Source organism: Alteromonas sp. KUL17 (genome assembly GCF_006538305.1).
Classification (GTDB): Bacteria; Pseudomonadota; Gammaproteobacteria; order Enterobacterales; family Alteromonadaceae; genus Alteromonas; species Alteromonas macleodii.
The window spans coordinates 1-20958 of record NZ_BJKJ01000041.1; the positions used below are offsets into that span (position 1 = coordinate 1).

Here is a 20958-nt window from a genome sequence, read left to right on the forward strand (position 1 = left end):
TCTTTTTTTATCTCACTGATATCGTTATATTATTTGTGGGGATACCTCAGGGTCAGAGTACTTTAAATACTGAAAAAAGTACTCTGACCCCCATTGGGTTTTAGCAATCTCCACCACCGCCATCACTGCTGCAAGATGAGCTTGAGCTACTGCTTGGTGTGTATATCGCTGAGGCGCCATCGCTTTGAGAGCCTGGCGTACCGCCGCGAGTCTTGGAAATAAACGTAATTAGGAACATCAACGCACATAGCGAAATAATAGCGATAGATGCTTTCCACTCACCGGTTACAGCTCCGCTATAACACGAGTACGCAGCCACGGCTAAACTAACAAGCCTTATTAGTAACCTCATAACGATCTCCTTTTTACCGGAAGGCATTAGGGGGAAAATGTACCCTGACCCCATTATTTGGTGGTTATTTAACGATGATCATCTCTTCGATGAGGTTTGTTGCACCGTCAACGTATTCCATTACCCATAACATGTAGCGGCTATCTACATGGATGGTACGGGTTGTTTTCGGGTCAAAATCCCAGTCAGAATTAACACTCTCGAACGTACCGTCAAACAACAGACCGATAAGCTCTGCTTTTGCGTTAAGCGTTGCTGAGCCTGAATTACCACCTGTTGAATCTAAATCGGTAAGGAAGTTCACCGGCACGCTGTTAATAGCTTCTAACTTGTAAGGGCCGTATTTCTTGTCCTCAATAAGCGTAAGCTGCTTTTTAGGTGAGTCGAAAGGTGTCTCGCCCGTGTCTTTTTCGGTAATACCTTCAAGACGAGTAAACGGCTCGTAAATTAGGCCGTCTTTTGGCGAGCCGCCCATTACATTACCGTAAGTAACGCGCAGCGTACTGTTTGCATCTGGATAAGCAAGGCTGCCCAAAGATTTTTGCCACTCAATAATGGCACTCATGTATTTAGGGCGAAGCGCGGCAGCTTTACCGCTTAGCGTTTTGCTCTTATCTTCAATAGCCATCTCGGTATCGAACAGGGCAACCGCAAGTTTAATGAACGGGTCGTTGCTATTTTCGAAATCAGCGCGGCTTGCAGTTAACCATTTCAAACGTTCTTCAGTGTTAGTCAATGAAGTCTTGTCGTAAAACGCCTTTAACTTCTTCTGAAGTGTTTTTCCGTCAGTATCACTATCAATGCCTACTGCTTTATCGAACGCGGCTACTCGGTTTTCTTCAGGCTGTTCAAGGTACATACTAATCATTTTTTGCCAAACGGCCTGATCAACGGCCGGATCAAAGCGACGCTCAATGCGCTCTACGCCTTCTTTCAGACGAATTTGATCGCGCTCCTGAAATCCAGATTCACGTTCTGCGTCCGGCTTTTCTTTTTCGATGGCATTGCGATAAAGGGTTTGGGCTGATGACAAGAGTTGTGCACGACTTAGGTTGTTGTACCAGAAGTTTTGCTTGTTCATTTGCATTTGTTCAGCACTAACCGCATCAAGATCGGCAAGTGCTTGCTTCATTTCACTCTTACCGTTTTTATCAAGCCATGCAGCTAGTTGCTCTTCACGCTCAGCGCGACGTGGAACAAGTCCAACGCGTTTAGCGCCAGAAAGCTGGCCCAACGTATTCTTGTGGAAGTTGTTAAGTCCCGCTAACAATGCTTCGTATTTGATACGCGCATCGCTGCCTTCTTCAGATGCACTTTCAATAGTTTTAATCCACGCGTCTACCAGTTCAAGGTAAGTGGGATATAACCAATCAAACGTGTACGACACTTGTGATAAACGCGCATAGCGATTAGTAGAGCCAGGGTAGCCCGCTGCCATAACAAAGTCGCCGTCTTCAAGTCCAGCTGCCGAAACTTTCAAGAAATGGTCAGGTTTAAACGGCACGTTCTCTTCACTGTAATCAGCAGGTTTACCGTCTTTACCCACATAAGCACGATAGAAAGAGAAGTCGCCCGTATGACGAGGCCACATCCAGTTATCTACATCACCACCGTATTTACCAATTGAATCAGCAGGCGCGTAAGCAATGCGCACGTCACGAATTTCCATTTGCTTAATTAGCTTATACTCAAGGCCTTGGAAAAATGAAGGCACAGAGCAGCGGAAGCCTGCTTCAGACTCACATTCTGCAATTAATGCTTTGCGGTTCGCTTCAATGAGGTCGTAGCGCTCGCGTCCTTGAACGTCATCGCTGATACCGCCAATGACGTTGTCGGTTACATCAGAAAAATCGACCGTAACGAACATGCGTGTACCCGGCGCGGCCGGCAGTTCTTCACCAATTTCTTTTGCTAGGAAACCATCTTTTAAATAGTTGTTTTCTGGGGTGCTGTTATATTGAACAGAGCCGCGCGCACAGTGGTGATTAGTAACGGCCAAGCCTTTGTCAGAGACAAACGATGCTGAACAGCCACCTAATGAAACAATCGCGCCCATAGGAAACGCGGTTAGGTCGTTAATACTACTAGCAGGGATTGCTAAGCCTGTTTCTTTTAAATCGCCGGCAATTGAAGGGAGTTGTTCTGGCGTGAACATGCCTTCCTTAGCATTTACTTGCATTGCACTGCCAAGTAGCGCGGCAGAAAGACAAAATACACTTACTTTAGACATGGGTGATCCTTGTTCTTGTCGTTAATCTCATTGTTATAAGTCAGTCGTAATAAATACCAAGTTAACGTGTACGTCAACATTGTTACAGTGTAACGATTATATCCGGCTTGCCCTACTAAAAGGCGTATAGCGCACTGCGTGAATTTGTTAAAAAGTGTGACTAACCGCTACTGACAGCGTGGTTGGGGCGTTCATCGCAGAAATAGGAAGACGGGTAATTTGAAGGCAATAAAAAAGGCAGGGGGTGAACCCTGCCTTTCGAATCTTAAGAATCAATAGTTCGTACTTAAAGCACTGAAACCAATGCTTTAGCAAGTGTTTCTACGTTTTCTTGGTTGATGCCCGCAATGTTCACGCGGCTAGAATCAACAAAATACACACTGTGCTTTTCACGCACTTCGCGCACTTGCTCTGGAGTAATACACAAGAACGAGAACATACCTTTTTGGTCGTTTACGAAGCTAAAGTCTTTAGGCGAGCCATTATCGTGAAGGTTTTGAACTAGCATTGCACGGAGTGATTTCATGCGATCGCGCATTTCGTTCACTTCAGATACCCACTCGTTGTTAAGGGCTTCGTCAGCTAGGATAATGTCTACCAACGCGCCGCCGTAGCTCGGTGGCATAGAGTAGATGCCACGTGCGATTGACTGAATTTGACCCTGAGCAATTTTACGGGTTGCTGAATCTTCAGTAATGATGGCAGCCAAACCAACACGTTCGCGATAAAGGCCAAAGTTCTTAGAGCAAGAAGCTGCAACAATAACCTCTGGTAGGTTTTCTACCAACAAACGCATGCCGTACGCGTCTTCTTCTAAACCTTCACCAAAACCTAGGTAAGCCACATCGATGAAAGGCAGGAATTCTCGCTCTTTCGCTACTACTAGTACTTCATCCCATTGTGCATTAGTAAGATCAGCACCTGTAGGGTTGTGACAGCAACCGTGTAGAAGAACGATATCGCCTTTTTCAGTTTTGCGAAGGGTTTCCATCATAGCGTCAAAGCGAATGCTTGCTGACGCTTTATCGAAGTACGGGTAGGTTTCGATTTTAAGACCCGCAGAGCCGATAAGTGGAATGTGGTTCGCCCATGTTGGGTCGCTTACCCATACTTTAGCGTTGTCGTTACAACGGGCAAGTAGTTCTGAAAGAATACGCAATGCACCACAACCACCTGGAGCTTGAACCGCTGCAACGCGGTCTGCTAATAGAACGGGGCTAGTCTTACCTAATAGCAAAGACAACATACCGTCGATAAAACCTTGGTTGCCCTGAGGCGTGATGTAGGTTTTGCTAGTTTCGGTATCTAAAAGCACTTTTTGCGCTTTTGCGACACTTGAAAGAATAGGGGTATTACCTTGCTCATCTTTATATACGCCAACACCTAAATCGATTTTGTTTGGGTTGGTGTCTTCACGAAAAGCAGCTGACAGGCCAAGAATTGGATCTGGGGCGAGATGGGGTAATACTTCAAACACGATATGTCCTCACGTTACGTTGGTATGCAAAAAATAGCAGGCTGGCATTATGCCACCGATGGTAGAAAAAACGACCCCTAAAGGTTGAAAATATTTCAATTAGTCGAGGAAAGAAAACGTAAACGAAAGTTTCATTTCAAAAACACCCTAAATTGAAAAAGAAAAAGCGCGGGTTTCTTGTGCTTCGCCTTTGTCTGAAAAGCGTCGTTCTTTCCAGGTCAGCGTATTGTTTTTATCTACTAATAGCAGTGTAGAGGTACGCGTTCCGTATTTTTCGGATTGAATAAAAATGGAAGACAACGCCTTTTCCCACTCATAGCCTACGCCCGTATCGGGTAGCAGTGCATCGTCTGCTTTGTTGTCATGGCGCAAAATATCGAACAAGTCTTCTTTATCAATGGTGCTTTTATTAGCAACATAATCGTTTAATGCCGTTACGCCTTGCGTAACTTTTGGCCACGCGGTAACAATGTCAGCGTTAGACAAACCATACACACCGGTATCAATTGCATGGGTCGAATTGTTTACATTGTTGTAAACCTTAAGCGCTTTTGTATTACCAAATAGCAGATTGTAGCCGTTATATTGGTGTCGCGTTTTTTCCAGCGTTGCCAGGTATTGTGCTTGTGCAACACCTTTTATATCGGCTGGGTCCTGCTTCAGCCAGTTGGCGACTAATTCACCCCGCGATACCGCATTTTTATTGATGTTGTGTGGGTCTCTTACATTAGTAAGAGCTGCTATATTTCCGTTACGCGTAACACCCATCCAGGTGCCATTAGCTTCTAAGTCTTGCCCGGCAAGTAATTGCGGGTGGCTTTTCCAAAATGAAGAAGGCGCTGTGGGCCGTGCGTAAAACTCATCCCGATTCGCAGCGATGATAAGCGGGTAGTCATCTCGCAACTTGTTTGCGATAAATAAAATACACATAGCTACTATTGAAACCCTTTCTCAGAATTATCTGTTGACTAACGCATGCATATTGTTGTTAACAATTGCGTTACATATCTATTTTGATTACTCTTCGCAAAAAAGTGCGTTAGTTAATACTTTTACTTCTGTTATCAATATGCGGGTACAACGTCGAAAATGAAAGTGCACATGATAAAGGCTTATTAAAAGAGCCAGTTGGTTGACGCCGTAGTCAATGAGACAGCAGTTAAGATTATCTAAATGTAGTAACCAGAGCATAATAAGAATGACAAAACCCTCACACCCTGATAGCCAACCTCAACTCGCAAATAAAATTAGTGTAGGAAGAAATATCCCCCGAAAGTGGCCCAAGTGGTTATCATCGTTTGCAGCGTGGGTACTTACAAAAAGAGGTTGGCGTGTAGAAGGTGAACTAATCAATCAGAAAAAAGCCATTTTAGCGGTAGCACCGCATACATCGAACTGGGACTTCTTTATTGGCTTGTTCGTGGTTTTTTCCTTTAAGCTAAACATTAATTTTTTCGGAAAGCACACCATCTTTGCGCCCCCTTTGGGCGCTATTGTTAAAAGGCTAGGCGGCATTCCTATAGAGAGAAGTAAAGCGCATGGGGTGGTCACGTCTATTGCAAATAAGATAAAGGAAGCCGAACAATTAATACTCGCGTTAGCGCCAGAAGGTACACGAAGCCCCATTTATCCATGGAAAACAGGCTTTATGCACATTGCACGAGAAGCCGAAATTCCTATACAAGTCATTGGGTTGGACTACGCCAGAAAGATGATTCTGTTGGGGCCAATTATTCAGAAAGTGACTAACATAGATGAACAAATGCAAACTATTTATACGTTTTATGATAATGTTTGCGCAAAATATCCTAAAAACTGCATTACAAAGCCATAATCATTTCTATTGAAGTGGTAAGTACGCAACCGTATCAACTCAGAGTACTGGTGCGCACTCGGCTCGGTCGCAAACATCTATTTTCGGAGCTTCACCCGTGACAAAATTGGGATTCACAACCCGTCAGGTTCATTCTGATCGCATGCTAAATACGCCTGAACATGGTGGTGTTCACAGCAGCACGTCTAATTCAGTTCTTTTCGAGTTTAAAGATGCGCAGGGCATCATCGATGCGTTTCAAGGTAAACGAGCTGCTCATGTTTATTCTCGTTCATCGTCACCTTCTGTGGCGGCATTGCAAAATATGCTTAATGATCTGGAAGGCGGTGTAGGTACTTTGTGTTACTCAACCGGAATGGCGGCGATAAGCAGCTCGTTATTTGCTTTACTCAAAGCCGGCGACCATTTAATTGTAAGCCAATACCTATTTGGTAATACGCGAAGCTTTTTTGAAACCATTAAAGATTTTGGTGTGCAGGTTACCTACACAGATGTGACCGACATTCAGCAAGTCAAAGAAGCTTACCAGCCAAACACAAAAGGCGTTTACACCGAAACCGTAGCTAACCCTGTGACACAGGTGGCCGACCTTCACGCCATTGGTCAATTCTGTGAAGAGAAGCACATGCTGTTTATGGTTGATAACACCATGACGCCACCCCCTGTTTTTTACGCTAAAGATGTTAAAGCGTCGTTAGTGTTTTGCTCGCTGACAAAATACATTGCAGGTCACGGTAACGTTTTAGGTGGTGCTGTCATCGATACGGGTAACTTCGACTGGACAAAGTTTGAAAACCTAAAGCCAGCCTATCAGGTTGCAGATACAGCGCAGTGGGGCATTACTCAAATCAAAAAGAAAGGTTTACGCGATTTAGGTGCTACTTTGGCACCTCAATCAGCCACGGCCATTGCGTTAGGTATGGAAACTCTAGATCTGCGGTTGTCACGAAGCCAGCATAATGCGATGCAGCTAGCAACGTTTTTAGATAACCATCCTAAAGTATCTAAAGTGTTTTATCCCGGCCTTGCCGACCACCCTCAGCATTTTATGGCACGTGAATACCTAAACGGTGGCTATGGCGCAATTTTAAGTTTTGACCTCGTTGACGGTGCTGATCCCGTGGCGTTTTTAAACGAGATGAAGCTGGTGATCTGTGCAACCCACCTAGGTGATAATCGTACGCTCGCGCTACCTGTTGCACCTACGATTTATTTCGAGAACACAGCAGAAGAACGTGAGTTAATGGGTATTTCCGATACCATGCTGCGTATTTCGGTAGGTATTGAAGACACTCAGGATCTGATTGCAGATTTCGACACGGCGCTAAATACCATATAGATAAAATCTTCTTGTCGAGAAATACAAAAAAAGGGGCGTTTGCCCCTTTTTTTATTTTAGGTTCATTGGGTCTCAATATAATTGAAACACAATGGGTTTAGCTATTTTTGACTAGTCAAAACCTAGCGTAATTTGTCCACGAATTTCACCACTTGGGAATGCATCTGAGTGGAAGTTAGTGTAAAGACCTCCGTCTGCCATAACATTCATTTGCTCAGCGGTTAACGTAGTATTAGCAGGCACAGACCCCATTGCCATGGTGTCAACTGCTGGTACCTCTTGGCTGCCGCTTAGTGAGAATGTTACTACCGCAGTTGTGTCGGGAACAATCTGACCACGCACTTCACCACTAGGGTTAGCGGTAGTGTGAACATTTAAATACCACTCACCGCTAGTCAGTGCGTCTAAGTTGCTAGGTGAAATATTAGTTTCAGCGAGAACATAAGTACCATTACCAGCATCAGTCAGTGGGAAAGCAACCGGACCATTCATACCAATGCCGCCATCGTGTACGTGTACACCAGTAACATCCGTTAAGCCTGATACGTCAACACTTACGCTAAACGCAGGTAAGTCTTCGTCAATTTCGACCACTGCAGTTGCCATAGACATAGTAGTAACGGCAGGCACTTCTTGTGAACCACTTAAGTTTACATTGTAAGTCATGTCAGCATTAAAAGCTGGTGGAGGTGGCGCTAGGCCATCAAGCAACGCTAATTGAGGTAAATCACCTTCCATCGCGCCATCTAGTGCGATAGCAGTGTAAATCTCACCATTCTCAAGCGTTAAAACGCCTGTTTCGATTGCCGCTGTTTTGGTGCCTGTTGGTGTAACCGTAACTACGTAGTCACCTTCTGCAAGACTTACGTAACCTGTTTCAACAAGCTCGCCAGTCTCATAGGCAATATCGGCAAATGCCGGGTCAACCGCATCAATTTCGCCATCTGCGGTTACGTAAATATCGACGTTACCCGCTGAAGGTGAAGCATGTACAATACGCACTTTCGCTTCAGTCGCTACAGAGCGGGGCATATCAACAAGCACATCAAGTTCTGGTGCAGCCAAAACGTTGTTTGCGATGGCGGTATAAGACATACCTGCTTCTAGCGTCAACTCAGCATCGTCAATTGCCACAACACTGCTGTCGCTATCTGCTACAACGTCAATGAGATAGTCACCGGCTGCAACAGACAAATAGTCTGTGGTGCGCGGGAACTGTATTCCGTCCACCAATACTATTTCGTTATTTGCTACAACATCAACCGCTGGTGCGTCGCTGATACCGTGCACAACGCGGATAGCAGCACCTGCTTCTGCATCCCAAATCTTGAAGCTTCCATCACCGTCCGCGGCCAGTAATGTTACTGGTGAATCGCCGGTACCTACGTTATTAGTAGCAGCGATAAGCAAATCGGCACCGTCTGCAAGGTTTACCGTACCAGAGTCGTATACAACTGTTGTCTCACCGGCCGGTGTAATACGAATTTGATAATCGCCCGCAGGTACTTGAATTAAATCGGTTGCGTCAGTAAATTCAGCAGTAACAAGCGGCTGCTCGGCAGTGATATCTGTATCTGGTGCCGTAACATAAATATCTACCATAGGTGCCATTGATGCTGCATGTACAATCTGTACTTGAGCATTACCCGCGTCAACTGCGGTTTCCATACTGGTCACTGTTAAAAGCGATAACGACTCATCGCTAACATTACCTACGGCAAAAATATCGTAGTTCATGTCAGCTTCTAAAGTAACGTCAGCTTGCAGCACTTCAGCGTTTTCACCTGGAAGAATGCCTGTAACACCAATATCGTACATGCCTGTCTCGACTTCGAAGCGAGATGAAGCAACTTGGTAATCAACGCTTTCAAGATCGTTGAGTATGGCGTCGTTAGCAGTGATGTTTACCATTGGTGCGTCTGATGCTGCGTGAACAACTCGAACGTTTGCGTATTCTGGGGCGGGTGTGGGCTCTTGTACGACATCGTCGTCGTCATCCGAGCAGCCAATTAAAAACAGTGGTAATATTGAACATGCAAGGAGCGCTTTGGTCCTTCTCATATTTTGTATCCTCTTAATTGTGTTGTGGCAGACTCGGTTACGCTGAGCAAATAAGAGAAGATCAACCTCCTTGCAACATTAACGTAATGTAATGTTTTCAATAATTTCACATTTGTTCTTTTCCTTGGCAGTCTGTTCTACAAAATAGAACGAAGCCTTCATGTTTTTGATATTTTCATTCAACCCGATTGCCGTAATATAGCCATATATTATCGAAACAACGAATATTGGAGTTCGGCATGAAAAAAGTACTGGCTATATTTTCCAGCCTAAATGGCAACCAAGGTAATTCTTCAAAGCTTGCAAACGAGTACCTTTCAAAAATTGAGAATGACGGTTCTGTGCACATTAACCGCGTGGATGTTGCCTCTCTGGCACTGCCTCATTTAACAGGTGAAGAAATGCAAGCGTGGATGACTGAGGCGTCAGAGCGAAATGAATCACAACAGGCATTGGTAAAAGTCTCTGATGACATTGTTGAAGCAGTAAAAGCGGCTGACGAAATTGTGCTAGCCGTGCCGATGTACAACTTTGGCATCCCATCGAGCTTAAAAGCTTACTTCGACCGTATTGCAAGAGCTGGTATAACATTTAAGTATACCGAGACAGGTCCTGTCGGATTGCTAGAAAATAAATCAGCGACTGTTTTTGCCGCGCGTGGTGGTGTGTATGCAGGTTCAGACTTTGATACGCAAACGCCGTATTTAAAACACTTTTTAAATTTTGTTGGTATCAGTGACGTTAAATTCGTTTACGCTGAAGGACTTAACATGGACGAAGAGCAAGCAAACAAGGCTTTTTCTGAAGCAAGCGAAAAAATTATTGAACTAACCAACAACTAAACACACTAAATTAATGCAGTTAGCTAAAACGTAGGAAGTATGTTTTCAGCTAAAAGTGTGTTCCAAGTTGAGTGTGCTTGATTGCCCCGCGTGTTACGCGGGGCTTTTTTATGCGCGGCTTTTAGATTCTCGTTTGGTGTGACCTATAGGCAGCGTTGATATTCGCGGTTTTATTCGCTTTTGAGGAGTGCCTCTATGTCAGCGATAAAAGCCGGATCAGTGGGCTTTGTTGAACTAGGGTAGTGGGTTATTTGCTTACCAGAGCTGTCAATAAGGTACTTATTAAAGTTCCATGATGGCGCTTTGCCGGTGGCGGTTTTTAGCATTCTATACATAGGATCGGCGTCTTCACCTTTTACCGATATTGGTTCAAACATCGGAAACTTTACGCCATAAGTCAATTCACACAGTTCTGCCGTTTTGCCTTCATCATTATCTTCTTGGTTAAAATCGTGCGACGGGAAGCCAAGTACTACAAAATCTTTGTCTTTGTAGTCACTATAAAGGGCTTCTAAACCTTCAAATTGTGGCGTGTAGCCGCAATAGCTGGCTGTGTTCACCACTAAAAGGGTCTTTCCGGCATATTCGTTACACAAATTCACCGTTTCTTGTGAGTTGAGCTTACGCTTCATGAACTTTAGTACGCTGGGGCACTCGCTCGCAAAGCTAGGAGTCGTGAAAAAGCTGAGCGCAAGCAACGCAGGTACAAAACCTTTCGCTTTCATAGTGTTTTACCTCATCAGTGAATTTTTGTTATTTTGTTCAGGCCGACAGACCAGTTTCACAACCATAAACGCAGATGGTTTACGTTTGGTTCACTATCTCAATCGATGAACGTTAGCGCATTAGTAACTGCTCTGCGTATAATGTTAACGTTTTTTACATAACAACGACTTAAAATAATGAAAAAATACTCTTCTTTACTCATCGCGGCTAGCGTTACTTTTGCGTTGGGCGGATGTGCAAGCACGACTAACGAACCATCTAGCCAAACAGCGTCTACATCGCTTCCTGCTGCCACTGTCCAGCAAACCGTTACACCAGATGTCGCGCCTCAGAATAGCGCGAAAAATGGTGAAATTACTTTAAAGCAAATAATGTCAGACCCACAATGGATGGGCGCGCTACCCGAAGGTATGGGGTGGTCGGTCAATGGCGATAAAATTGTTTTTGAAAAAGAAAGGCAAGGTAGCGCGTTAACAGATGTTTATGTTGCTGAACTCTCAAACCCTGCAAATGCCGTAAAAGCACCGATGTCAGATTTACACAAGTATCGTTTTGACGAACGTGTAGTAAGAAATGATGGTGTAATTGCTTATTCATTTGAAGACAGTGTTTATGTGCAATTTACCAACGGTGAAACCGTGCGTATCGCGCGTGGCGGGAATGCGCTGTCAACGCTTTCATTTATGACTGATGGCCGCTTAATGGCGTTAAGCGGTAACAAATTTATTGCTATAGACCTATCTAACGGCACCCGCGAAGAATTGTTAAGTTGGGAGTTTAGCGACGAGCCCAAAGCGGTTGAGCCGCCGAAGGATTATATTGCCGAGCAGCAACAGTCGCTGGTGGAATACATCAAACTACAGCGCAAAAACAGACAAGAAAAAGACGACGCGCATAAAGCGTTGGCCAAAGAAAACAGCAGTGTAGCACCTGCGCCGTTTTACTTTGATAAGTCGCATCGACTAACGGGTATTAGCGTATCACCTGCGGGTAACTTTGCAGTAGTCGCCACCACGGAAAGTAAGCCGACTCGTGATGACAGCGACATCATGCCGCATTATATCCAAGAAGACAGCCGTATTGCTGCGAAGCCGGTACGCCAACGTGTTGCAGATGCAGAATCGGTAAATCATGAACTGTGGCTGCTTAATTTGAAAACTGGCGAGAAGAGTGAACTTAAATACTTTAATTTGCCTGGCTACAATGACGACGTACTTGCTGACGTAAAAGCAGAAAACGCGAAGGCAAAAGGCGAGACCTATGAAGTTAATCGTTTGCCGCGCGACATTACCTTACTGCAAAGCTGGTATTGGACTAAGCCTTCGATTCGCTGGCACAAAAACGGTAACGCTGTTGCCGTTATGCTAGAAGCGTGGGACAACAAAGACCGCTGGATTGCAACGGTCGACTTAGCGAATAAAACGCTAGAAAACCAACATAGGCTTCATGACGATGCGTGGGTAAACTACCGTTTCAACGCGTTTGATTGGCTAAATGACAGCGAGACGCTTTACTATCAGTCTGAGCATACTGGTTACTCTCACTTATACGTCCAAAAGCCTGGCGAGAAGCCAGTCGCGCTAACCAGCGGCCGTTTTATTGTTGACGATTTAACGCTTTCTAGCGATGACAATTATATCTACTTTAAAGCTAACATGGAGCACCCGGGGCTTTACGAAGTTTATCGTGCTGATTTAAGTGATAATACCATCGATACCATGACTGATTTGAATGGTATGACAGACTACTCACTTAGCCCTGATGGTAAAAATTTGCTGCTAAGCCATAGCAAGGTGAATCAACCACAAGAGCTTTACGTTAAGCCAGCAAACGAAACAACAGTGGCAAAGCAAATCACGCAAAGCACCAGTGCAGATTTTAATGCACTTCCATGGGCGGTGCCTAACATCGTTGCTATTGAATCGACGTATACCGATGCACCTATTTACGCACGAGTATATTTACCGGAAAATTACGACAAGACGGCACCAAATAAAGCGGTAGTGTTTAATCACGGTGCAGGCTACTTGCAAAACGCCCACATGGGGTGGTCTGGTTACTTCCGAGAATACATGTTCCATAGCATGCTCGTGCAGCAAGGCTATGTCGTACTAGATATGGACTATCGCGCTAGTGCTGGCTATGGACGTGATTGGCGAACCGCTATTTATCGTCAAATGGGTACGCCTGAAGTGCAAGATTTGCGTGATGGTGTTAACTGGCTTGTTGAAAATGCAAATGTAGATCGTGAGCGTATTGGCACATACGGCGGTTCATACGGCGGCTTCTTGACCTTTATGTCTATGTTTACCGCGCCAGATCTGTTTGCGGCAGGTGCAGCACTTCGTCCGGTAACCGATTGGGCACATTACAACACGCCATATACAGCAAACATTCTAAATACGCCTGATATCGACCCCATCGCGTTCGAGCGCAGTTCGCCAATTTATTTCGCAGATGGACTAGAAAAGCCATTGCTTATCAATGCACCTATGGTTGATGACAATGTGTTTTTCCACGACACCGTACGATTGGTACAGCGCCTTATCGAGCTTGAGAAAGAAGATTTTGAAACGGCCATTTATCCGGTAGAGCCACATGGCTTTGTGCAGCCAAGCTCTTGGCTTGATGAATACCGCCGTATCTATAAGTTATTTGAAGAAAACTTATAGGCAAAACTGCGAGTGCAACCCAGTGATTAAAAGTCACTGAGTTGCTCACAGCGCGGTAGCTATTAAGGACGGAAAAAGCTTACAAAAAAGGCCCAAATTCAATGAATTCGGGCCGTTTTTTTAAATCTTCTTTTTTTGCTTCAGCACGTTAATCTGTTTTAACAAATCAAAATGCGCAAAAAGAGTGACGCTATATCGCTCTAGTTTCAGTTTTTTTTCGCCGTAATGAACATAAGTAAAAAGATTGCGATACCGGTAAGTGCGCCGAATAAATGCGCATCTATGGCAACTTTTGCGTCAATCAGGTTTGCAACTTGTTCACTACTACCATCTATTTGTTCGTATCCCACTTTAATTGCTAACCCAATAAGCAGTAACCAACCCGACTTCATTTTCTCTTTTATATCAACACAGGCGCCCCATGCGAAAATACCGTGTAATGCGCCAGACAAACCCGCGTACCATATTAGATCTGGAGAGAAGAAATAAAGCCCGACACTGGTTCCTAAGCTGCACCATACAAAAACTTTTAAGTACAAACCAATGCGATAATGTTCACCGTGGAGGGCCCACAATAGCGCCAGACCTGCTAAATTTAAAAGTAGGTGGTAGCCATTGGTATGCACGATATTGCCGCTGACTATTCGCCAAGTTTCTAGACCTTGAATGGCGTACCTGTCGTAAGCCAAATAATTGCCAGACATAGGCTCAAAGAAAAACGCGACAACGGAGCATAGCGCAATAAATAAAGGACCAGCGCTATACTTAAGCGAAAACGGCAGTGACATCATCAGTGTTAGTTATTTTTGAAATTAGAATTTGCTGGCTATGATACAGAAATTGCCTACAGGGTGAAAACTGAAGTACGCCCAAAACAAAAAGACGACAGTAAAGGAGTAATTATGTCTTACATTATTACCGAAACAAATCAGCAATGCTTAACCATTACACTTAACCGAACCGATAAGAAAAATGCGTTAACACGCGACATGTATCAAGAAATGGCGAATGCCATATTAGGTGTTAAAAACGATAGCGCAACCAAAGTGGTGGTTATTAAAGGCGCGGGCGATTGTTTTACTGCAGGAAATGACATTGGAGACTTCGCACAGCAACAAGATCACGCTCAGGTGCCAGAAACAGCTGCCTTTATGCGAGCTTTGGCTGCATGTAATTTACCGGTTATTGCACAAGTTCACGGATTAGCAGTGGGCATAGGCACAACGCTTTTACTTCATTGCGATTTTGTTTACGCCACTCCAGATACCCGATTTGTTCTACCATTCATCAACTTAGGGCTTGTTCCTGAATATGCATCAAGTTATCTTTTGCCTAAGGTTGCAGGTCATATAAAGGCGGCAGAGTGGCTAATGCTGGGCGAACCCTTTACCTCTGCTGATGCCTATCAATTTGGTATTCTGACAAAAATTGTCGACGCTCACGAAATAGATCAAACGGTTCAAACAACGGTAGAGAAACTCGTCGCCAAGCCTTCATTTTCGCTTAAACAAACAAAAGCGCTATTAAAAGGTGACGGAGAGCGAACAAACCAACAAATGAACGAAGAGTTTGATATATTTTTAGAAGCGTTGGGCACAACCGCAGCTCAAGAAGCGTTTGATGCGTTTCTTAAAAAACGCCCAATAAACCCAGAAAAATTTAAATAAGAGGAAGTATTATTTTGAGACGCAGTGCTTTTTTCAGAGCTTCAGTGGTAACTCTTGCATTATCTAGCTGTTTTATTTTTGGTGCGAACGCGAAGCAAACACGTGAAGTCGGAGAACCAGAAGCGGCAACAGGCTACATAGAGAAAAAGGCATTTGAAGCCGAAGATTATATGGTTGTAGCGGCAAATCCCTATGCGTCTTGGGCGGGAAAGAATATTTTAGAAAAGGGCGGAAGTGCGATCGATGCAGCGGTAGCTGTGCAATCGATGCTTTCGCTGGTTGAACCACAATCGTCAGGTATTGGCGGTGGTGCGTTTATCCTTTATTGGGATAATAAGAACAAAGTACTTCACACCTTTGACGGCCGTGAAACCGCACCGAAAGCTGTCAATTCTCATTGGTTTATTGAAGGTAATAAGCCAATGCGCTGGTTAGATGCCGTAGTAGGCGGTAAGTCAGTTGGCGTGCCTGGTGCAGTAAAAGCGCTAGAAATGGCTCAGGGCGAGTTCGGTAAGCTGCCTTGGAATACACTGTTCGACGATACAATCAAAACAGCTGAAGACGGCTTTAAAGTATCGCCGCGTTTAGCCAAACTTGTTGCATTGGACTATCACCCTGGTCTTAAAACTTTTCCTGCAAGCTCTACTTATTTCTTCCCGGCAGGCCTGCCGTTAAAAGAAGGCACGGTTAAGAAAAACAAAAAGTTAGCTAAAACCCTAAGAGGTATTGCGGAAAAGGGCAGCGACTATTTGCTGAAAGGCGAAGTTGCCGAAAAAATAGTGGAAGCGGTTAATAATGCGGAGATTAACCCTGGCCAAATGTCGTTGGAAGATTTAGCAAGCTATGAACCAGTAAAACGTGAACCCGTATGTGGCTTGTACCACGAAAAACGCATTTGCGGTATGGCACCACCTAGCTCAGGTGGCGTAAACGTTTATCAAATTCTAAAAATGTTAGAAGGTTTTAACCTTAGTCAATACGCACCGGATTCAGTAGAGTTTGCCAACCTGTATACGCAAGCAAGTGCGCTTTCGTATGCCGACCGCGAGAAGTTCATAGCGGATAGCGATTTTACTAACTTGCCGTTTGCGGCCATGATTAATACCGCTTATCTTCAGCGCCGTGCCGAGAGTATTGCTGTTGATAAAGAGTGGCGCCGCAAACGCGCGGGTAATCCTTACGCCGATGCGAATGTAGCACTTGGTACGTCAATGGAGCTGCCCAATACCTCACACGTTTCTATAGTAGACAAAGAGGGCAATGCAGTATCAATGACTACCAGCATTGAATTCATGTTTGGTTCTGGGATTATGGTAGAAGGCTTCCTGCTTAATAATCAGCTTACCGACTTTTCATTTTCGCCAACCAAAAACCGTTTTCCAGTACCAAATCGCGTAGAGCCTGGTAAGCGTCCTAGAAGTGCTATGAGCCCAACCATGGTGTTCGACAAAGAAGGGAATTTAGAGGTGGTTGTAGGCTCGCCGGGCGGCTCTAGAATTGTAAGCTACGTCGCTCAAACCCTAATTGGAGTTTTAGACTTTGGCTTGGATATTCAGCAAGCCATCAATCTTCCTAAAATTACTAATCGAAACGACTATACGGCGTTAGAGAAGGGCACACCAATAGCTGAGCTTGAAGAGCCGTTAAAGGCACTCGGCCATAACGTTAAAGTAGTGGATTTAAACAGCGGTCTTCATGGCATTCAGTTTAAATCAGGTAAATTAATTGGCGGCGCAGATCCTCGTAGAGAAGGCATTGCAGTAGGGCGCTAGTTTGGCGTTTGCCTAGTTAAAACTAGATGCAGCAATGCGCTGTTGAGTGAGTGAAAGCGGAAGGTTAGATATCTTCCGCTTTTTTGTTTGCGCTGCGGGAGTGTAAATAAAATGGTCTGCTCTTTCTAGCTTCTACTCTTAACTATTCGATTTTTCAAGAAGGAGTAATACCGAACGAACATGTGCAGAAAAAGACGACACTGGTGTTATTTGAATGACACGCCAGCCCTGATTGTTGTATTTGGTAATTTCTTCGTTAAGGGTGTCTAAATTAAGCTGGCTAGACCAAAAGTTTCGAGTTTTAAATTCAACGACTTTTTGCATTTATTTATAGTTCCTTCTACAGCTTTATTCTTTAAATTGTTAGATAGTAATGTAACCTTCAAGGTAAGACACCGCTTGGCCAGAAATAAGCACGCGGTCGCCTGTCACTTCACATTTTACTGTACCACCTCGTTTAGATGCTTGATAAGCCATAAGCTTTGACCGTCCAAATATTTTTCCCCAATAAGGCGCTAGCCCAGTGTGGATTGAACCGGTAACCGGGTCTTCATCTCCGCCGTTCGCAGGCCAAAAATAACGCGAAACAAAATCAAATTGCGTACCAGGCGCTGTCACTACCACATCATTAGGCGCTAGTGTTTTTAGTTGTTCGCTGTCTTGAATTACGCTTAAAACGTCGTCTTCGTCTGAATAAACAGCAAAGTAAGCTTGGTTATTTTTTAAAATGCTTTTGGGCTTGATAGAAAGCCCTTGTAGTAACGCTTCAGGCACATCGTTGACTGGGTGAGGCATTCTATTGGGGAAGTCCATTTGAATGAATCCGTCGTCTTTCTTAACGACTTTCATCGTACCAACCGACTTGGCGAATAGAGAAATGTGCGGTAGTTGGTAATTTTCGCTAAAGATTACGAACGCGGATGCCAGCGTTGCGTGCCCACAGAAGTCGATTTCCGTCATGGGGGAAAACCAACGTATAGCAAATACGCCATTATCATCTTCAACTAAAAAGGCGGTTTCTGAAAGGTTATTTTCAGCAGCGATTTCTCGCATTTTTTCATCGCTAAGCCAATTACCCGTTATAACTACTGCAGCAGGATTGCCCTTAAACCTTACATTAGTAAATGCATCGACAATGTTAATTTTAATTTTCATTCGAACGCGCTTTTTTTATGATCGTATTTAAGTCTGGTTTAATTGGCATTGCCTTAAATGGGCTAACGTTAGCTCCACCTGTATTTCCATGAGGTACTAGTCCAAAAACAGTTTTTGTGGCAGCGCCCGCAATTCTGAAAAGTTGACCAAAAAACTCACCAATATTGCCTTGCTTCACTGCCCATAAAAGCATTTGAACGTGTACTTTAACGTGTAGCCTTGTAGAGGCTTGACCAAGAACGTGGGCATTTTCCAAATGAGCGAAGGCTTCAGCCTTATTTCCGTAATTTTGCTCATTGCGGGCTAATGCCAACTCATCTTCAACATAAGGGCGAATATTGCGCGTAAAGCTTTTTGCTTTGAACATGGTGTAAGCACCTTTATTGAGGTTGATTTAAACCAAGCTCTTTTTGCATTTTCTTGGTTAACCCTAACGATACTAGTTTATAAGATGCGCTTAAATAATATTCTAACTCCTCATCTTCGTTACTGTCGCAATTGTACTGTTGTATCCATTTCATTCCACGACTAGCGAGATAGGGCGCAGGCCTATAGCCAGGCTTTTCTTCCAGAAAATAATAGTTTTGCTCAGATGTTTTAAAGGTAAAAGCAGGGTGTCCGTCCTTGCTAATGCTCCCTATAGCAAAGACTTTACCACCTACTTTCCATACTTCTGAATTCCCCCACTGAACGACGTGAGTAGTGTGGGGAAGTGCTTTGCAATAGTGATTGAATTCATCAATGGTCATATGATTCTATTTATTGAAGAAGCTGACTAGTGGTTATTGTGATTAGTAAGCATCTTAATAAAGGTTTGGTTCATATCGCTACCCTCTTTTAAGAACTCGTAGTTAAGCAAGTGGTCTGCCCCTTGGTAGTTTAGGTGCTTACACTTATGTTTAGTGCGCGCATTCATTTTTTCACAAACTGTTTCAGCCATAGTAGGCGAGGGCCAAATTTCATCGTTTTTGCCAGTCATTAACACAACATCGGCGCTGATTTTCTGTACAGGAATATTAGCTTTACCGTTGTCTGCTCGATTTTCTAAAGATTGCGTATAGAGATCTAGCAAACCATTAACTTCACTCGACGGGTTGAAAGGAACAAACGCTAAGTCTTGCCCGTCGTAAGTCCAGCTGGAACCAGGCACTTTACTCCAATCTTTCAAAATACCTGCCCAAACAACAGAGCTAGGCGCAATAGCAACCACATTTGAAATACTTGGTTCTTTTGACGCTAGAAGAAGTGACAGTTCAGCGCCTTTCGACCAGCCAACTACAACGATGTTGTCCGGCGTGGTTTCGGGTTGTGATTTTAACCACGACATAGCCTGAATTACATATTCAACAGGTATTCTCTCTAACTCTGGTGGTAAGCCTTCTTCCTTAAAATAAGCTAAAGCTAGGGTAGGGAATCCCGCTTCAACGATTGGACTAGCGAGCTTTTCTGGCACGCCGCCTTCGGATCCTCCAAGCACTAAAACGCCAACTTTACGTTCTTGTGACTCTGAAGAGTAATACGTAGCAACAAAACCATCATCTTCTATTTTCAGTGAGCGCGTAGAGGCTTCACACGAGAAAGAGACTAGCAAGGAAAAGAAAAAGTAGATAAGTAAGGTTTGTGTTTTCATTTTTTTACTCGTTTTTTTAACATAAAGTTAAGGTTGAGTACTCAACTGAAATAGCGCGTTTGATTATTCAATGGTCTTATGATTTTGTATATCGTTGCATATTTCGCAATGGATCCGCTTTTTAAGATTGTAAATGCGGCGAGCTGCAAATATAGAAATAGATATAAAAGCCCATGTAACCCCGAATTCAAGAGAGTAGGAAAAAGACTGGCCTTTAAAGTATTGAACACTGGCAAAAATAGTGGCCAGCAAGGGAAATGCGACTAGGTATTGTAAAGTCCATTTTTTATAGGCATTGTCGTTTCTTCGTAAATTTTCAAAATATAGATTTAGGCTACCACTAGTGTTCATCTACATATAAGCGTTGATAAAATGCGTGTCAATTTTAACCTTAAGATTGCTCATACATTTTAATAGGCATTCCATTTTCATTTCTGAGTATTCTTTTTGATTTTTTTCTTTCTAACTCAGCTTTCCATTCTGGCTTAATCACAAGATAGTAATAAACGATAAAGCCTAGCCATGATAATAAAAACGACATCAAGAACCAGATGACCTTGTTATTACCAGAAGCCTTTTTAGATATAAGTGCTAGAACCCAAGGTAGGATATTTATTGTGAAAAAAGAGATAAAAAGTACAAGTAAAAACGATAAGTTCATAAAATATCCTTTCTTATTAAACTATCTAATAGAGAACACGGCAGCCATCTAAGATGTGAAACTCGTGTGCGAAAATTAGAATCTACGTGTCGGGATCCGTGCTTACGTATTTCAACGGCCAGTTCGAGCTCCTTACTAGTTTGCCTTCTGACCTTGGAAACATCAACGATTCTCCAACTCAGGCTTGGGGTAACTACTTTTAAAACTAAATGCATCCTGAGATTCTCCATTTTCCCGAAGATGGTCTAATTTAGTGATAGCTTCCTGAAGGGTTGGAATATGACCCTTCGGTATCCACCAAAGCACATAAGATGCTTCGCTTAAGGGCAAAAACCACTCTTTTTTACGCTTAAGGAAATCAATGTGATGCGTCTTGAACATGAAGTTCTTAAGGGACTCTACGCTTTCCCAAACAGACATGTTAACAATGATATCTGGGTTATTTTCTACCTCTATATTAGTGGCATCACCTGATTCCTCTTTCAAACGCCAGATAAATCCTGGACTTTGTTCAGCAATGGCGTTGATAGGGTCTAAGTC

At 43.7% G+C, this 20958-nt stretch carries 20 protein-coding genes; 6 read left to right on the top strand and 14 right to left on the bottom strand.

The window, feature by feature from the left end; translation table 11 throughout:
• Nucleotides 1-100 precede the first annotated feature (100 nt).
• The 4 genes from KUL49_RS20260 to KUL49_RS20275 all read right to left on the bottom strand — a co-directional run bounded on the left by KUL49_RS20260 (nucleotide 101) and on the right by KUL49_RS20275 (nucleotide 4989).
• Nucleotides 101-352, bottom strand: coding sequence for a hypothetical protein (locus KUL49_RS20260; RefSeq protein WP_014979487.1), 252 nt, complete (start codon nucleotides 350-352; stop codon nucleotides 101-103).
• 64 nt (nucleotides 353-416) lie between these two features.
• Nucleotides 417-2582 carry a S46 family peptidase gene (locus tag KUL49_RS20265; RefSeq protein WP_131138411.1) on the bottom strand — a complete coding sequence of 722 codons (2166 nt, stop codon included), beginning with the start codon at nucleotides 2580-2582 and terminating at the stop codon, nucleotides 417-419.
• Nucleotides 2583-2868: 286 nt separating this feature from the next.
• The gene (locus KUL49_RS20270; protein WP_131138412.1) at nucleotides 2869-4059 is read right to left on the bottom strand and encodes an amino acid aminotransferase; all 1191 of its coding nucleotides are present in this window, start codon (nucleotides 4057-4059) and stop codon (nucleotides 2869-2871) included.
• A gap of 147 nt (nucleotides 4060-4206) precedes the next feature.
• Nucleotides 4207-4989: an NRDE family protein gene (locus KUL49_RS20275; RefSeq protein ID WP_131138413.1), complete on the bottom strand. Its 783-nt coding sequence runs from the start codon at nucleotides 4987-4989 to the stop codon at nucleotides 4207-4209.
• 268 nt (nucleotides 4990-5257) lie between these two features.
• On the opposite strand from KUL49_RS20275, the gene KUL49_RS20280 reads away from it, so the two are divergent.
• A complete protein-coding gene (locus tag KUL49_RS20280; protein WP_131138414.1) occupies nucleotides 5258-5893 on the top strand; it encodes a 1-acyl-sn-glycerol-3-phosphate acyltransferase in 636 nt (211 codons plus the stop codon).
• 97 nt (nucleotides 5894-5990) lie between these two features.
• A complete protein-coding gene (locus tag KUL49_RS20285) occupies nucleotides 5991-7232 on the top strand; it encodes a cystathionine gamma-synthase family protein (protein ID WP_131138415.1) in 1242 nt (413 codons plus the stop codon).
• Nucleotides 7233-7343: 111 nt separating this feature from the next.
• On the opposite strand, the gene KUL49_RS20290 is transcribed toward KUL49_RS20285, so the two are convergent.
• The gene (locus tag KUL49_RS20290) at nucleotides 7344-9293 is read right to left on the bottom strand and encodes a DUF4397 domain-containing protein (RefSeq protein WP_131138416.1); all 1950 of its coding nucleotides are present in this window, start codon (nucleotides 9291-9293) and stop codon (nucleotides 7344-7346) included.
• 239 nt (nucleotides 9294-9532) lie between these two features.
• Here KUL49_RS20290 and KUL49_RS20295 point away from each other — a divergent pair, with 239 nt between their 5' ends.
• Nucleotides 9533-10135 carry an FMN-dependent NADH-azoreductase gene (locus tag KUL49_RS20295; protein WP_131138417.1) on the top strand — a complete coding sequence of 201 codons (603 nt, stop codon included), beginning with the start codon at nucleotides 9533-9535 and terminating at the stop codon, nucleotides 10133-10135.
• A gap of 170 nt (nucleotides 10136-10305) precedes the next feature.
• On the opposite strand, the gene KUL49_RS20300 is transcribed toward KUL49_RS20295, so the two are convergent.
• Nucleotides 10306-10860 (bottom strand): glutathione peroxidase, encoded by a 555-nt coding sequence (locus KUL49_RS20300; protein ID WP_014949715.1) that lies wholly within the window; start codon nucleotides 10858-10860, stop codon nucleotides 10306-10308.
• Nucleotides 10861-11037: 177 nt separating this feature from the next.
• Between KUL49_RS20300 and KUL49_RS20305 the strand changes: the two genes are divergently transcribed.
• Entirely contained in the window at nucleotides 11038-13533 is a 2496-nt protein-coding gene (locus KUL49_RS20305) for a prolyl oligopeptidase family serine peptidase (RefSeq protein ID WP_131138418.1), read from the top strand.
• 206 nt (nucleotides 13534-13739) lie between these two features.
• Here the strand turns inward: KUL49_RS20305 and rrtA are convergent, their stop codons facing one another.
• Nucleotides 13740-14324 carry a rhombosortase gene (gene rrtA / locus KUL49_RS20310; protein WP_131138419.1) on the bottom strand — a complete coding sequence of 195 codons (585 nt, stop codon included), beginning with the start codon at nucleotides 14322-14324 and terminating at the stop codon, nucleotides 13740-13742.
• Between the two features lie 111 nt (nucleotides 14325-14435).
• Between rrtA and KUL49_RS20315 the strand changes: the two genes are divergently transcribed.
• Both KUL49_RS20315 and ggt read left to right on the top strand, forming a co-directional pair.
• A complete protein-coding gene (locus tag KUL49_RS20315; protein WP_242633921.1) occupies nucleotides 14436-15200 on the top strand; it encodes an enoyl-CoA hydratase in 765 nt (254 codons plus the stop codon).
• Between the two features lie 14 nt (nucleotides 15201-15214).
• Nucleotides 15215-16972, top strand: a complete 1758-nt coding sequence (ggt, locus tag KUL49_RS20320; RefSeq protein WP_014976719.1) for a gamma-glutamyltransferase — start codon at nucleotides 15215-15217, stop codon at nucleotides 16970-16972.
• Between the two features lie 138 nt (nucleotides 16973-17110).
• On the opposite strand, the gene KUL49_RS20325 is transcribed toward ggt, so the two are convergent.
• From KUL49_RS20325 to KUL49_RS20360, 7 genes are all read right to left on the bottom strand, one after another.
• A complete protein-coding gene (locus KUL49_RS20325) occupies nucleotides 17111-17296 on the bottom strand; it encodes a DUF4177 domain-containing protein (protein WP_131138421.1) in 186 nt (61 codons plus the stop codon).
• Between the two features lie 39 nt (nucleotides 17297-17335).
• Nucleotides 17336-18127: a PhzF family phenazine biosynthesis protein gene (locus KUL49_RS20330; RefSeq protein ID WP_131138422.1), complete on the bottom strand. Its 792-nt coding sequence runs from the start codon at nucleotides 18125-18127 to the stop codon at nucleotides 17336-17338.
• The gene (locus tag KUL49_RS20335; RefSeq protein ID WP_131138423.1) at nucleotides 18117-18494 is read right to left on the bottom strand and encodes a DUF3703 domain-containing protein; all 378 of its coding nucleotides are present in this window, start codon (nucleotides 18492-18494) and stop codon (nucleotides 18117-18119) included. The genes KUL49_RS20330 and KUL49_RS20335 overlap by 11 nt, the downstream gene beginning before the upstream one ends.
• Nucleotides 18495-18507: 13 nt before the next feature.
• Nucleotides 18508-18876, bottom strand: a complete 369-nt coding sequence (locus KUL49_RS20340; protein ID WP_049588957.1) for an MmcQ/YjbR family DNA-binding protein — start codon at nucleotides 18874-18876, stop codon at nucleotides 18508-18510.
• Between the two features lie 26 nt (nucleotides 18877-18902).
• A complete protein-coding gene (locus KUL49_RS20345) occupies nucleotides 18903-19757 on the bottom strand; it encodes an acyl-CoA thioester hydrolase/BAAT C-terminal domain-containing protein (RefSeq protein WP_131138424.1) in 855 nt (284 codons plus the stop codon).
• Nucleotides 19758-20148: 391 nt separating this feature from the next.
• The gene (locus tag KUL49_RS20355) at nucleotides 20149-20418 is read right to left on the bottom strand and encodes a hypothetical protein (RefSeq protein ID WP_014949705.1); all 270 of its coding nucleotides are present in this window, start codon (nucleotides 20416-20418) and stop codon (nucleotides 20149-20151) included.
• 162 nt (nucleotides 20419-20580) lie between these two features.
• A partial coding sequence (locus KUL49_RS20360) for a DUF3291 domain-containing protein (RefSeq protein ID WP_131138425.1) occupies nucleotides 20581-20958 on the bottom strand: 378 nt, incomplete at its 5' end.